The organism is Sinorhizobium meliloti, from assembly GCF_017876815.1.
GTDB classification, from domain to species: Bacteria; Pseudomonadota; Alphaproteobacteria; order Rhizobiales; family Rhizobiaceae; genus Sinorhizobium; species Sinorhizobium meliloti.
Map to the genome: position 1 here is coordinate 423,132 of NZ_JAGIOS010000002.1, position 13,126 is coordinate 436,257.

Below are 13,126 nucleotides of genomic sequence, written 5' to 3' on the forward strand. Positions count from 1 at the left end.
GAGACTTGATGTTCGGCATGTCGGTATTCCACTCGGTGCTCGAGCGGCTCAAGGCCGAGCAGGCCGAAGAGCTAACGAACGAGGCAAGGGGCGGATGGCGGGGCACCGTCATCGGCGCGGCGCCGGGCTTCATTGCCGAAAGCTCGGCCCACGCGTGGGCATCCCGGGGCGCCGTGGAACAGGCCTATCGCGCACTGGCGGCGGATGAGCGATCCGAACCTTTCTCCATGCCCGACTATCTCAAGCGCACCAGCCTTGCGGAAGTCGCTTCCGAGCTCGCGCTCGGAGAAGCGGAAACCGCGCTGACGCTCGCGGCCAAGCGAAGGCGTTTCGCCGCCGCGAATCATCCCGACAGGCTGCCAGTGGAAGCGCGGCTCAATGCGACCTTGCGCATGAAGCTCGCCAACATGCTCATCGACGAGGCTTTGAGGCGAATCGAAAAGCCGACGGTGACTGGATAAGCGTCAGTTCGTGCCGTCGGTCGTGTCGCCGGTGGTTTCGCCTTTGCTCTGGCTCTCCTCCTTCGGCCGGTAAAAGACGAGGAGGGACGCGCCCGCATAGGCGGTCACGACCAGAAAGATCGTCCCCCACATCACCTGCCCCCCGTAGAACTCCACCGCCGTCCATACAGCGCAGAACAGGATGATCAGCAGCCGGATCCACAAGGGACGATAGAAGGGATGATCCGGATCGATGAATTTGATCATTCTGGTTCCTCTGGGGAGACTTATGGCAAGTTCATCTACTGCATATTTCTGCAAATAGGTAGCAGGTACATCTTTTCGGTTCGATGCGTTCGGCCACTTTTGGAAAGTGCGCCGAGCGCATATGTTTTTGTATGTAGTCGGGTGCTGAAATGTCTTCTTCTGCGACAAGAGATTTGCGAGACGTAGTGGGGCCCTTCGCGGGGCCGCGCCTGACTCTGTTGTGTCGCTCTGTCACCAGGCGTTCGAGCTGTACGGCCCTTTGTGTCTCTGGTCGACAAAGGAGATGAAGTCCCCTTCCCTGTTGGATGTCATTGATGCAGCCTCGCATCTTAAACGGGAGGGAAACATGGCCTCGCGAAGGTTCGCCGAACGGCTGGAAGTCCTGCCGTTCCTCGATGACAAGAAGCCCTGATCGCCTCTGAGTTGCTAGATCACAATCATAAAAAGGTTGGGCCGAACATTGGTTTCCGGACGCATGGGTAGTTGCTACCCAGCTCCAGGCGGTTGACACTTGACGGCGCCAAGGAGATTGGAATAAATATTCCGTGTATTCACCAATTGGCCGTTTCATTCCAGTTCCTCCGCGGATGCCCCGCGACGCCTTCGCGCGATGAGCGTCAATCATCGTGTGCCAACCCGGTCGCAAACCGGAATTCAAGGACGACAGTGATGACAGTGAGATTTGGTCTTCTGGGCGCCGGGCGTATCGGCAAGGTTCATGCGAAAGCCGTCAGCGGCAATGCCGATGCCCGCCTTGTCGCGGTGGCGGATGCCTTTCCGGCCGCCGCGGAAGCGATCGCCGGCGCCTATGGATGCGAAGTCCGGACGATCGATGCGATCGAAGCTGCCGCCGACATCGACGCCGTGGTGATCTGCACGCCGACGGATACTCATGCCGATCTGATCGAGCGCTTCGCCCGTGCCGGCAAGGCAATCTTCTGCGAGAAGCCGATCGATCTCGACGCCGAGCGCGTCAGGGCCTGCCTGAAGGTCGTGTCCGACACCAAGGCCAAGCTGATGGTTGGCTTCAACCGCCGCTTCGACCCGCATTTCATGGCCGTGCGCAAGGCGATCGACGACGGGCGCATCGGCGAGGTCGAGATGGTGACGATCACCTCGCGCGATCCCGGTGCGCCGCCAGTCGACTACATCAAGCGTTCGGGCGGGATCTTCCGGGACATGACGATCCATGATTTCGACATGGCGCGTTTCCTCCTCGGCGAGGAGCCCGTTTCGGTCGCCGCGACTGCGGCCGTGCTCATCGACAAGGCGATCGGCGACGCCGGCGACTATGACAGCGTCTCAGTCATCCTGCAGACGGCATCCGGCAAGCAGGCGATCATCTCGAACTCGCGCCGCGCCACCTATGGTTACGACCAGCGTATCGAGGTTCACGGCTCCAAGGGCGCCGTCGCCGCTGAAAACCAGCGCCCCGTTTCGATCGAGATCGCGACCGGCGATGGCTACACGCGCCCGCCGCTGCACGATTTCTTCATGACGCGCTATACGGAAGCCTACGCCAACGAGATCGAAAGCTTCATAGCCGCAATAGAAAAAGGCGCCGAGATCGCGCCGTCGGGCAACGACGGCCTTGCCGCGCTGGCGCTCGCCGATGCGGCGGTCCGCTCGGTTGCGGAAAAGCGCCAGATCAGCATCGCCTGACGGCCTGCCGCCTTATCGTGGAGAAAGGCCGGGCGCTGGCCGGCCTTTTTGTCTTATAACGAGTTAAGCCCCTACCCGATGCGGCATCGTGGAGGATGATGAGGCCGCGTCCACGCTCGGCGCCAGCCCGGGCCGGCCGGTCAGAAACCCCTGGATCTGCCGGCAACCCTCGTCGACGATGATCTGTCTCTGCCGCTCGGTCTCGACGCCTTCGGTGACGACGGGAAGGTTGAGACTGTGGCCGAGAGCGATGATCGCGCGAATTATGGCATGGGCTGCCGGATCCTTGTCGAGCGAGGCGGTGAAGCTGCAGTCGATCTTGAGCTTGTCGAATGGAAACGTCTGGAGATTGCTGAGCGAGGAGTGGCCGGTGCCGAAGTCGTCCATCACGATCCGGACGCCAAGGAGACGCAGCCGGACAAGAGTTGCGAGGACGTCGTCGCGGTTATGCATCAGCGCGGCTTCGGTGATCTCCAGTTCGAGCCGCCTCGCTCCCAGCCCGGTCCGCATCAGGATGGATTCGATCCGGTCGAAAAGGTTCGGGAGGAGGAATTGTACCGGTGAGACGTTGACCGAGACCGGCAGCGGCTCGTGCCAACGCACCGCCTCACTGCAGGCCTCTTCCAGCACCCATTCACCGATCTGAATGATCGAGCCGCTCTCCTCGGCGATCGGAATGAACAAATTTGGCCCGACAAGACCGCGATCTGGACGGCGCCAGCGCAACAGCGCCTCGTAGCCGACGATCCTGTCGTCCCGCACGTCGACCAGCGGCTGATATTCGAGGAAGAGCTGCCGCCTGACGACCGCGTGCCTCAGATCGTTTTCGATCTGCCGGCGCGTGCGCACGGCTGCGTCCATCTCGGCGTCGAAGAAACACGCGATGCCCTTGCCGGTCTGCTTCGCCCGATAGAGTGCCGTATCGGCATTGCCGTAGAGCCGCTCGGCGGTGGTGCCGTCGCCCGGACAGATCGCTACGCCGATGCTGACGCCGACCGCCATCGGATCGCGCCGCGTATCCATCTCTTCCGAAAAGAGCTTGAGGATACGGTCCGCGAGTAGTCGTGCGGCTTCCGGCTGCGCCGCCCCGGTCTGGACGATGGCGAACTCGTCGCCGCCCAGCCGCGCGATCGTGTCGGCCTCTCCTGCCGCCGCCCGGAGGATATCGGCCACCTTCCTGAGAATACGGTCGCCTTCCCCATGGCCGAAAATGTCGTTCACGGCCTTGAAGCGATCGAGGTCGAGACACAGAACCGCCAGCGCGTCATCGTGGTGAACGGCGGCGGCCAAGGCCTGCCTCAGGCGGCGGTCGAAGGAGCTTCGATTGGAAAGATCCGTCAGCGCATCGTGGTGAGCGAGGTTTTCGATCGTCCGTTCGGCATCCTTGCGCGCCGTCAGATCCCGCACGAAGATCACGTCGCATTGCCGGCCCTTGTATTCGATCGTTCGGCAGAGCCTTTCGACGGGCACGTACCCGCCGTCCGCGTGAAGGAGCTCTCCCTCGCTTGCCCCCTCTCCGGCCCCGAGGTCGTTCGAGCTCCGTCTTTCGGGCGCCTCGGCGAACAGCTCCCGCCGTTGCCTGCCGACGAGCTCGGCGGGCTTTCGGCCACTGAGAGTGGCGAAGCGTTCGTTCACTTCGATGACTTCGCCGCCGCGAAGGATCACCATGCCCTCCAGCGAGGCATTGGCGAGCCCCTTGAGGTCCGTCAGGTGCCTGTCGACGAAGAGAGCGCCGAAGGCCATGAGAATGAGCGTGGTCGATGCGGCGATGACGCCGCCCGCCAGCCAGAACGGATCGAAGACGTGCGTTGCCGCGACGCTCAGGTCGGGGATCAGGACGACGCCGCTCATCGACGTGAAGTGCAGGACGCATATCGCGGCCACCAGGAGCAGGATGGATGCGGCGAGGCCGCGCACGCCGCGCAGCACCTGAAACGAATGCAGGGCGAGCCCGGCGATCAAGGTGCCGAGAAGAACGGCGGCGAAACTCGTTTCCGGATCGAATGCGACCCGTCCCTGGACCTCGATGGCGTGCATGCCGCTCACGTGCATGGCGGCAATTCCGAGCCCGAGCAGCAAACCGCCAACGGCCGGAGCATGGCGCGAGGTTCCAGCCAGGCCGACCAAAAAGGCAACCCAGGACGCCGCGATCGCGGACCGCGATGGAAAAGCTCGTGGCGCCGACACCGTAGGCGATGGGGATTCCCCCGTCATAGGCGAGCATCGCGATGAAATGCGTCGACCATACGCCGACGCCGCAGGCAAAGCGCAGACCGCAATCCAGAGGTGCCGCTGACTGCCTGCGCTGCGCCGGGCGCGCTCGAGAAGCAGCATCGTCGCGACGCTGCCGGCAAGGCAGACGACCGCCGCCACCACGATCAGGCGCCAGTCATGATCATCGCGTATGCATGCAATCGCTGAAAACATCGCCGTCCCCCACGCCGAAGACAGCTTGGCAACGAGACTCTAAATAACCGTAAATTGAAGACTGCGCAGCACTCGCGTCAGCCGGAACTCTGCGACAGCGGCCCGGCAGACCGGCTGCCTCACGGATGTCCCGCTGCTGCAATGTCGCCGTCGATCGCACCGAGGGCCCGATCGAGATGACCGTCGAAAACAAGCCGCTGCTCGTCCGGGACCACCCTTATCTGCGGCATGCCCTGCAGGCGGACCTGCAGCGAATGCGCGAGGCCCTCCTCCAATCCCTTCTCCAGAAGATCGAAATAGCGCGTGCCCGGCCCCGTCACGAAGATCGGCATCGGCTCGTAGAGACTGAGCATCCGCGAAATGCCGTTTCCGAGCGCCAAGCCGGCCTGGCGGAAGGCATAGCCGCCCATCCGATTCCCCTGGCGCGCGCTCGCGGCGATCTTGTCCATCTCCGAAAGCGGCACGAACTTCGCCGGTATCGTGTCGGAGGGCACCTCGAAGGCCGTGCGCAGGATCCCGTAGAAGCCCGCTGCCGCCTCGATGCAGCCATAGCTGCCGCAGCGGCAAAGCCCCGCGGACGCCTGATGCAGCATATGACCGAAATCCGGCGCCGAGACATCGAGCTCGCCGGACTTGCCTCTTCTGGCGAGCCCAAGCCCGATGCTGTGACCGAGCGAGACGGCGGCAAGCGCATGGAAACCGCTCTCTCTTTCCTCTTCCCTTACCGCGAGGGCGTGCGCCACCAGCAGCGACTCGTTGCTCAGCATGATCCTCGCGCGCCAGGCGGGCCGGAGCAGTTCCACGAAGTCGAGTTGCTCGCTGCCGAAAACCGGCGACCAGATGAGCCGCGCGCCACCGCCGGCCACGAGCCCCTTGCTGCTGATCGAAATGGCAAGCACCTCGTCCTTCGAGATATTCGAGCGGACGAGCAGGCGTTCGAGCGCTGCTGCCAGAACCTCCCCGAAAGCGGCAGTGCCGCGAAGATCATGGCTGCGCGCATCCTCGAAACGGTCGAGCAGGATGCCGCCATAGTCCGCAAGCGAGTATTGCACGACGTCGGAGGAAATGCGCACGACGATCACGTAGCCGCAGCCGCGTCTCGGCTCGAAAAGAACCCGCGGGCGGCCGCGGCCGCCCTGGACGTGCTGCTCGGTCTTGGCGATGATCCCGGAGCGCTCCAGCTCAGCGGTGATGACGGAGATCGTCGCCGAGGCAAGACCCGTCTGAGCCGCAATCTCCGTATGGGAGAGCGAGCCTTTACGGCGGAGCGCAGAGAGAACGAGGGCGCTGTTCTGCTGACGCACAAGCTCGGTGCTGGATTTGGTCAGCATCGGTTCGCCTTGCAGCGCCGCGCGCCCGAGGAGGCGCTCAAAGCGCGCTGCAGCTCTTCAAGGTGCCGCATGTTCAATCCCTGAACCGGTGCGATCAAGTGAAACATGCATTAGCGTTAGCGGGTCCCTCGAAGACATGCCCCTCCCAAAGCATCTGACGGCCGAGAAGACAAGGCGCATTCATGTTTCCGTAGCGATTTCAACGCGCTGCGGCAATGATTCACACGCTTCGGCGCCCTTGTTGACAGCTTGCGGAAACTCTGACATTTATTTTCTCGACTGTCGAGAAAAAACGCGGCGACGCGATAGCGGCAGCATCTGGAGGCTCGTCGGGGATGCGTGCGGGAGGTTCGTGCGCGCGGCCGGGCCATTTGGGAGGATAGGATGAAATCCATTTTGAAGCTGATGGCGGGGGCTGCCATCATAGCGTCCATGCATTCCGCGGCGATCGCCAAGGATCTGGTCATCGGCGTTTCCTGGTCCAATTTCCAGGAAGAGCGCTGGAAGACCGACGAGGCCGCCATCAAGGCCGCGCTCGAAGCTTCGGGCGATAAGTATATCTCGGCCGACGCGCAGTCTTCCGCCGCCAAGCAGCTCACCGACATCGAGTCGCTGATCGCCCAGGGCGCCAACGCGCTCATCGTGCTTGCGCAGGACTCCGACGCAATCGGCCCGGCGATCGAGAAGGCAGCCGCCGAGGGGATTCCGGTCGTCGGCTATGATCGCCTCATCGAAAATCCCGACGCCTTTTATATCACGTTCGACAACAAGGAAGTCGGCCGCCTTCAGGCGCGCGAGGTATTCAAGCAGAAGCCGGAAGGCAACTTCGTTTTCATCAAGGGCTCCTCCGCCGATCCGAACGCCGATTTCCTCTTCTCCGGGCAGCTGGAAGTCCTGAAGGAGGCGATCGACGCGGGTAAGATCAAGAATGTCGGCGAAGCCTATACCGATGGCTGGAAGCCGGAGAACGCCCAGAAGAACATGGAGCAGTTCCTGACCGCCAACGACAATAAGGTCGATGCGGTCGTGGCCTCCAACGACGGCACTGCCGGCGGCGCGATCGCGGCCCTCGACGCCCAGGGCCTTGCGGGCTCGGTTCCGGTTTCCGGCCAGGATGCCGACAAGGCTGCGCTGAACCGCGTGGCGCTCGGCACGCAGACGGTTTCGGTCTGGAAGGACTCCCGTGAGCTCGGCAAGAAGGCAGCCGAAATCGCCGTGGCGCTTGCCGGCGGCAAAACCATGGACGAAGTCGAAGGCGTGCAGACCTTCAACGGCGGGCCGAAGGGCGTCGCCATGAAGTCCGTCTTTCTCGCGCCGCTGGCGATCACCAAGGACAATCTGAACGTCGTCATCGACGCCGGCTGGATTTCCAAGGAAGAAGCCTGCCAGGGCGCCAAGAGCGACGTTGCTGCCTGCAAATAACCGCAACGAAATGGCCGATCTCTGGTCTTCAAGAGCGCCGCAACGCACACCGTTGCGGCGCTCTTGCAAGGTGCGAAGCGGATCGAACGACATCGACAGATAAGTGGGGGATGGCATGGCCATGGCCGAGATCACAAAAGCCAACCAGACACGGGCCGATCAGATACCGGGCACGCAGGCCGGCCGCGCCCGCACGACGGACGAAAACCCGGTGAAACGCTTCTTCCGTGCCACCGAAATCGATACCCGGCTGCTCGGCATGGTCGGCGCGCTGATCATCATATGGCTCGGTTTCCAGGTGATGACCGGCGGACTGTTCGACGGCCTGTTCCTGAAACCGCGCAACCTGTGGAACCTGACCGTCCAGACCTCATCCGTCGCCGTCATGGCGACCGGCATGGTGCTGGTCATCGTCACCCGCAACATCGACCTCTCGGTCGGCTCCGTGCTCGGCTTCTGCGGCATGATCATGGGCGTCCTGCAGGCGCAGGTCCTGCCACAATATCTCGGCCTCGGCCATCCCGCCACCTGGGCGATCACCCTTGCCTGCGGCATCGCGGTCGGCGGCGCCATCGGCGCGCTTCACGGATCGATCATCGCCTTCCTCAACGTTCCCGCTTTCATCGTGACGCTCGGCGGCCTGTTGGTCTGGCGCGGCGCAACCTGGTTCGTGACGAGCGGCCAGACGGTTGCGCCGATGGACGCCACCTTCCGTCTCATGGGCGGCGGCACCGAGGGTTCCATCGGCGCGACGGCAAGCTGGATCGTCGGCTTCCTCGCCTGTATCGCCATCGTCGGCGCCATTTTGAATTCGCGCAAGCAGCGCAAGCGCTTCGGCTTCCCGCTGCGCCCTGTCTGGGCCGAATATTTCCTGTCGATCCTCGGCTGCGCCCTGGTGCTTGGCGCAGTCGCCGTGGCCAACCATTATTACTGGCCGGTCAATATCGCCCGCAGATATGCCGATGCGAACGGCATCGCCTGGCCTGACGGAGGCCTGCAGATCTCGCACGGCATTGCCATTCCTGTCCTGGTCGCGATCGTCGTCGGCATCGTCATGACCTTCATCGCCACCCGCCTTCGCTTCGGCCGCTACGTCTTCGCACTCGGCGGCAACCCCGAAGCGGCCGAGCTCGCCGGCATCAAGACGCGCTGGGTCACCGTCAAGATCTTCACGCTGATGGGCGTGCTCTGCGCCATCGCAGCGGCCATCTCGACGGCGCGCCTCAACGCGGCGACCAATGCCCAGGGCGAGCTCGACGAGCTCTACACGATCGCGGCCGCAGTAATCGGCGGGACCTCGCTTGCCGGCGGCGTCGGCACCATTGCCGGCGCGATGATCGGCGCGCTCGTCATGCAATCCCTGCAGTCGGGCATGGTCCTTCTGGGGATCGATACGCCCTTCCAGCGGATCGTCGTCGGCGTCGTGCTCGTCACCGCCGTCTGGCTCGACACCGTCTACCGCGCCCGCGCAAAATAATCAGGAGTTCGAACATGACTGAACAACGCACTCCGCTCGTGGAAATGAAGAACATTTCCATCTCCTTCGGCGGCATCCACGCGGTGGACGATGCTTCCGTCGATCTCTACCCCGGCGAGGTGGTCGCCCTCCTCGGCCATAACGGTGCCGGCAAGTCCACGCTCATCAAGATTCTCTCCGGCGCCTACAAGCGCGATGCCGGCGAGATCCTGATCAACGGCGAGCCGGCCGAGATCAACAATCCGCGCGACGCCAAGAAATACGGCATCGAGACGATCTACCAGACGCTCGCCGTGGCCGACAATGTCGACGCCGCCGCCAATCTCTATCTCGGCCGCGAACTGCGCACCCCCTGGGGCACGCTCGACGACGTGGCGATGGAAGCCAAGGCCCGCGAAGTGATGGGCCGGCTCAACCCCAACTTCCAGCGCTTCAAGGAGCCGGTGAAGGCGCTTTCCGGCGGCCAGCGGCAATCGGTGGCGATCGCCCGCGCCATCCTCTTCGACGCCCGCATCCTGATCATGGACGAGCCGACCGCGGCGCTCGGGCCGCAGGAAACCGCGCAGGTGGGCGAGCTCATCAAGCAATTGAAGCGCGAGGGCATCGGCATCTTCCTGATCAGCCACGACATCCACGACGTCTTCGACCTCGCCGACCGCGTCTCCGTCATGAAAAACGGCCAGGTCGTCGGCCACGCCCGCACCGAGGACGTGACCAAGGACGAGGTGCTCGGCATGATCATCATGGGCAAGGTGCCCCCCAAGGCCATCCCCGGCCCCGGCGCCATGCAGATGGCGTGAGGCGACACGAACGCCCCCAATGCCGCGTCGACGGACGCGGCATTTTCTTCGCGCAAGCCGCTTCGCGCGGACACCAAACGCAAATTTCCGCTGCAAACTCAGTCAATCACCATTGAAGCGGCGCGCAAGCTAGGCTAAGAACCGCTCACAGCCTGCTTCGGCGGCCCTGCCGCCAAACGGATGCACCCGTAGCTCAGCTGGATAGAGTGTTGGATTCCGATTCCAAAGGTCACAGGTTCGAATCCTGTCGGGTGCGCCAGTCTTTCAACCACTTACGGCAGATTTGGCATACGTCTAGTTAAGGGCAGGAAGCACATAGGAAGCGCCGGCAATCGCCTGAGAACAAGCTCATGTCTAATGACATCGGAGATGACGAACTCATTTCACTCTCAAAGGCCGCAGAGCTTTTCTTCCGCGGTGAGATAAAAAAATCCTCGCTTCGAACAGAAGCCCGCAAGGGCAATCTGGAAATATTTCGCATCGCGAACAAAGACTTCGTCACGCGGAATGCCATCAGGCGCATGGTCGAGCGGTGCAAGCTTCCTTCTCCGGTTAGCTCGACGGCAACACCGCAAAACATCACTGCGAAAGAGGCAGCCCGGCTCAGGCTCGCCGCACTGAAGCGCAATGAGTAGGGGCGCGTTCAGGCAAGCCGACCTCGAGCGAATTCTCCGGGCCGCCAAGAAGGTAGGCGCCAGTGTCCAGGTCGACCTGCGGACGCTGGAGGTTAAAATTTTTCCGGCATCCGACGGAGCCTTATGTATCAACGACGGATTCGCGCCGGACGGAAAGGAGAACTGGGAAGTCTGAGCGCCGCGAGGCTACTCGTCCTTACTGGCCCTTTCGCGACGATCGAGCTCCGCCTCGACAGCCTGGCGGATGAATTCTGCTCTCTTGTTCTTGCCCACCAGCGCGTCAATTCGCTCGGGCACGCCCTCCGGCAGCCGCACAAGAATAGGCTTCACTTTCAATGGTGGCCGCCCCATGCGGCGAGGATTATTCGATATCGGAAAGTGAGTCAAACCGACCTCCCCCTGCGTATAAACGATATCGCTTATTGAGCATATAAGCGATATCTCTTATGCTTTCAACCTTACCAGGTGGAGGCTTGGGTAATGCCGAACGTCGGGAAGATCCGAATTGGTAGCCGTCCTGAAGACGTGGTCATTCTTTTCGACAAGGGGGAGCCTCCTCTGCACGTGGACCTCGTTACCGAACTGGCCGAGGAGGAGGGGATTATCCGAGTTTCCTTTGCAGCCCACACAGGACGGAGAAGGCCTCCGAAAAGCGGATATCGTTGCCCGCCTGCGTATGAAGAAAGAGACCGCATGGGAGCTTTGCCGGGCACTCAAGGATTTGGACAAACCAAGCGGCAAGGCTAGACGGCCTTAGTACCACCGAGCGTCCATCGAGACTGTGCAAACGCGGCGAGTTAACAGCCAACCTCAGACGTGGCGGCTGGTGCGTTCGTCACCCTCATCCGGCCACTGATGCTCATTTGGCCCTCAAGAATTTCCATCGCCCGGCCGACCGCCCTGTAGTTGGGGCTCGCCTTACCTGTCCACTTGGCCTTCGTGAAATATCTTCGAGTCTTAGCCTCACGACTGGGGGCGTGAGCAAATGACCGACTGGCAGGACTTAACGGAAGAAGACGCCATCGAGGCAGCCGTGGCCGAGCACGGCAAGAACCCAACGGCATCTGTCGCATACTGCGCGCTGGAAGCATACAACGGCCGGGACAATGAGGAGCACCGCTTCTGGTTCGGCCTCTTCCTGAAGCTTGCAAAGCGCGAGCACGTCGGCTGGGCATAAGTGACGATGTGCCTCACTACCCATTTCATCGCCGAGCTTATCAGAGCCGCCAACGAGGCGGACAGGCTGACGCCGTTTGAGGTGAAGCGGCTGCTCAACCGGTCGGTTGACACGATCCGCGAGATGAGCAGACAGACGGGCGTCGCTGGCAGCCACCGCGCCCTGAACGTTGTGATCGATATCCAGGTCGCCTCGGCACGCGCCCCGCGACCTGTCTCCAGCGGGGACCAGAGACGTCCTCCTGGAGGCGGCCGACATCATCAGAACGTTGAAGATTGTGTTGGATGGGAAGGATGTCTAGCCCACCCGGTTAGTCGGCGCCACCGTTCGCGTCGTTCCTAACGCACCACCGAACCAAGCAGCGACGGCACCTAGAACTAGCGAGACAAAGCCAAGAAGCGCTCCACTTGAAACGATGGTGGCAGCCGTGTCGGCGGCTTCGGTCGCCTGCTGTTTGGCGCGCTCCACCGAGGCTTTATAGCTTTCCTCGTATTGTTGAACTTGGGTGCGCGCCTGATCAACCGGAATATTCTGCGCCTTCGCAATGGCGTCAGCGGCGCGATTTCTGGCTTCTTCCGCGGTCGCTTCGTCGCCGGTGACTGCCGCACGCACGGCGGCCACCGCAGCGTCGCGAAGAGCCGCCGGATCGTTGCCGCCGGTCGCATTTCTGACCTGCCGCTCGATGTCGGCAATCGGATCGACGGATGTGGCAACGGCCGGGGCGGCGGCAGTCGTCACGGTTGCGGCAGTCTTGCCGACGCCCCCGATGATGCTGCTTAAACCGCTGAAGGCGCCACCGACCAAAGTACCGACCGAGGTCGTTAGCAGATAAAGCACGACCAATGTCGTGACCGCCCAGCTGGTCAGCCCATGGTAACTTCCGGTGGCCTTGCTGGGGCGGCCGGAGACGCGGCTGGCGACATATCCACCGACGAAGGCGGCGACGATGCCCGAGACAACGAACCAGAGACCGCCGGCAATGGAAAACGTACTTGGGTCCGGATTGTCCGTTGTCGCCGGATCGATCACGGCGGCTCCGATCCCGACACCCAGAAGATTTAGCAGAAACTGGACCGCGAGCGCGAGCACCATGCCGGCAAAGACTGCTCCCCAGGAAATTTTGTTGAGGGCGGCATTCACCGAAGGATCAGAAACGTAATCGGGGTCGCGGGCACGATGAGCGGCAACAGGGTCGGTCATGGATATATTCCTCCCGGAGAGCACGCGGATCGCATTCAAACGATGAACTCGGGAAACTGTTCCCGGCACAACCCAGTGATCACAATGGAAGGTCAGTCGGGGACTATTCGCGACCCCGTGACTCGGTTTTGGATTTGCCGCTTGCGGTCTAGATCAGCTCGAGCAAGCTTCGTCCTCCCGCTCTCTGATCGTTTCGCCTCTAGAAAATCCCATGCTGGTGCCAGATTTAAAATTGCAACTTGCGACAGTAAATCGGCGCCGGCCATTAAAACGCAGGGTAGTTTTTGA

11 protein-coding genes, 1 tRNA gene and 2 pseudogenes are annotated in these 13,126 nt (G+C 62.2%); 9 read left to right on the plus strand and 5 right to left on the minus strand.

The features are described from left to right. The first annotated feature begins 8 nt into the window (after positions 1–8). Positions 9–461 (plus strand): hypothetical protein, encoded by a 453-nt coding sequence (locus JOH52_RS20820; protein WP_013850488.1) that lies wholly within the window; start codon positions 9–11, stop codon positions 459–461. 3 nt (positions 462–464) lie between these two features. Here JOH52_RS20820 and JOH52_RS20825 read toward each other — a convergent pair whose 3' ends face one another. Further along, complete coding sequence (locus JOH52_RS20825) at positions 465–707, minus strand: hypothetical protein (RefSeq protein WP_013850487.1); 243 nt, start codon at positions 705–707, stop codon at positions 465–467. Between the two features lie 669 nt (positions 708–1,376). Here JOH52_RS20825 and iolG point away from each other — a divergent pair. Next, on the plus strand, positions 1,377–2,369 hold the full coding sequence (gene iolG, locus JOH52_RS20830) for an inositol 2-dehydrogenase (RefSeq protein WP_013850485.1): 993 nt from the start codon (positions 1,377–1,379) through the stop codon (positions 2,367–2,369). A gap of 63 nt (positions 2,370–2,432) precedes the next feature. On the opposite strand, the pseudogene JOH52_RS20835 reads toward iolG, so the two are convergent. Both JOH52_RS20835 and JOH52_RS20840 read right to left on the minus strand, forming a co-directional pair. After that, positions 2,433–4,796, minus strand: a pseudogene (locus JOH52_RS20835) (bifunctional diguanylate cyclase/phosphodiesterase). A 119-nt stretch (positions 4,797–4,915) separates the two neighbouring features. Then, positions 4,916–6,127 carry an ROK family transcriptional regulator gene (locus JOH52_RS20840; RefSeq protein ID WP_014530259.1) on the minus strand — a complete coding sequence of 404 codons (1,212 nt, stop codon included), beginning with the start codon at positions 6,125–6,127 and terminating at the stop codon, positions 4,916–4,918. Between the two features lie 384 nt (positions 6,128–6,511). On the opposite strand from JOH52_RS20840, the gene xylF reads away from it, so the two are divergent. The 5 genes from xylF to JOH52_RS20865 all read left to right on the plus strand — a co-directional run bounded on the left by xylF (position 6,512) and on the right by JOH52_RS20865 (position 10,461). After that, positions 6,512–7,549, plus strand: a complete 1,038-nt coding sequence (gene xylF, locus JOH52_RS20845; protein WP_003535546.1) for a D-xylose ABC transporter substrate-binding protein — start codon at positions 6,512–6,514, stop codon at positions 7,547–7,549. A gap of 115 nt (positions 7,550–7,664) precedes the next feature. Beyond that, positions 7,665–9,026, plus strand: a complete 1,362-nt coding sequence (locus tag JOH52_RS20850; RefSeq protein ID WP_014530257.1) for a sugar ABC transporter permease — start codon at positions 7,665–7,667, stop codon at positions 9,024–9,026. Positions 9,027–9,040: 14 nt separating this feature from the next. After that, positions 9,041–9,826 carry an ATP-binding cassette domain-containing protein gene (locus JOH52_RS20855; RefSeq protein ID WP_003535549.1) on the plus strand — a complete coding sequence of 262 codons (786 nt, stop codon included), beginning with the start codon at positions 9,041–9,043 and terminating at the stop codon, positions 9,824–9,826. A gap of 182 nt (positions 9,827–10,008) precedes the next feature. Then, positions 10,009–10,085: transfer RNA gene (locus JOH52_RS20860), tRNA-Arg, on the plus strand. A 91-nt stretch (positions 10,086–10,176) separates the two neighbouring features. Further along, positions 10,177–10,461: a hypothetical protein gene (locus tag JOH52_RS20865; protein ID WP_014530256.1), complete on the plus strand. Its 285-nt coding sequence runs from the start codon at positions 10,177–10,179 to the stop codon at positions 10,459–10,461. A gap of 186 nt (positions 10,462–10,647) precedes the next feature. Here the strand turns inward: JOH52_RS20865 and JOH52_RS20870 are convergent, their stop codons facing one another. After that, the gene (locus JOH52_RS20870; protein ID WP_127518600.1) at positions 10,648–10,848 is read right to left on the minus strand and encodes a YlcI/YnfO family protein; all 201 of its coding nucleotides are present in this window, start codon (positions 10,846–10,848) and stop codon (positions 10,648–10,650) included. A 598-nt stretch (positions 10,849–11,446) separates the two neighbouring features. Between JOH52_RS20870 and JOH52_RS20875 the strand changes: the two genes are divergently transcribed. Continuing rightward, on the plus strand, positions 11,447–11,638 hold the full coding sequence (locus JOH52_RS20875; protein ID WP_014530255.1) for a hypothetical protein: 192 nt from the start codon (positions 11,447–11,449) through the stop codon (positions 11,636–11,638). Positions 11,639–11,644: 6 nt separating this feature from the next. Continuing rightward, positions 11,645–11,939 (plus strand): annotated as a pseudogene (locus JOH52_RS36165) (hypothetical protein). On the opposite strand, the gene JOH52_RS20880 reads toward JOH52_RS36165, so the two are convergent. Then, positions 11,936–12,838 carry a hypothetical protein gene (locus tag JOH52_RS20880; protein ID WP_013850476.1) on the minus strand — a complete coding sequence of 301 codons (903 nt, stop codon included), beginning with the start codon at positions 12,836–12,838 and terminating at the stop codon, positions 11,936–11,938. The pseudogene JOH52_RS36165 and the gene JOH52_RS20880 sit on opposite strands and share 4 nt — an antisense overlap. Positions 12,839–13,126: the final 288 nt, after the last annotated feature.

What these genes read in the sequence shown, in the direction of transcription:
- iolG (WP_013850485.1), top strand. Translation starts at nt 1,377, where the DNA reads ATGACAGTGAGATTTGGTCTTCTGGGCGCCGGGCGTATCGGCAAGGTT.
- xylF (WP_003535546.1), top strand. Translation starts at nt 6,512, where the DNA reads ATGAAATCCATTTTGAAGCTGATGGCGGGGGCTGCCATCATAGCGTCC.
- JOH52_RS20850 (WP_014530257.1), top strand. Translation starts at nt 7,665, where the DNA reads ATGGCCATGGCCGAGATCACAAAAGCCAACCAGACACGGGCCGATCAG.
- JOH52_RS20825 (WP_013850487.1), bottom strand. Translation starts at nt 707, where the DNA reads ATGATCAAATTCATCGATCCGGATCATCCCTTCTATCGTCCCTTGTGG.
- JOH52_RS20855 (WP_003535549.1), top strand. Translation starts at nt 9,041, where the DNA reads ATGACTGAACAACGCACTCCGCTCGTGGAAATGAAGAACATTTCCATC.
- JOH52_RS20840 (WP_014530259.1), bottom strand. Translation starts at nt 6,127, where the DNA reads ATGCTGACCAAATCCAGCACCGAGCTTGTGCGTCAGCAGAACAGCGCC.
- JOH52_RS20865 (WP_014530256.1), top strand. Translation starts at nt 10,177, where the DNA reads ATGTCTAATGACATCGGAGATGACGAACTCATTTCACTCTCAAAGGCC.
- JOH52_RS20875 (WP_014530255.1), top strand. Translation starts at nt 11,447, where the DNA reads ATGACCGACTGGCAGGACTTAACGGAAGAAGACGCCATCGAGGCAGCC.
- JOH52_RS20880 (WP_013850476.1), bottom strand. Translation starts at nt 12,838, where the DNA reads ATGACCGACCCTGTTGCCGCTCATCGTGCCCGCGACCCCGATTACGTT.
- JOH52_RS20820 (WP_013850488.1), top strand. Translation starts at nt 9, where the DNA reads ATGTTCGGCATGTCGGTATTCCACTCGGTGCTCGAGCGGCTCAAGGCC.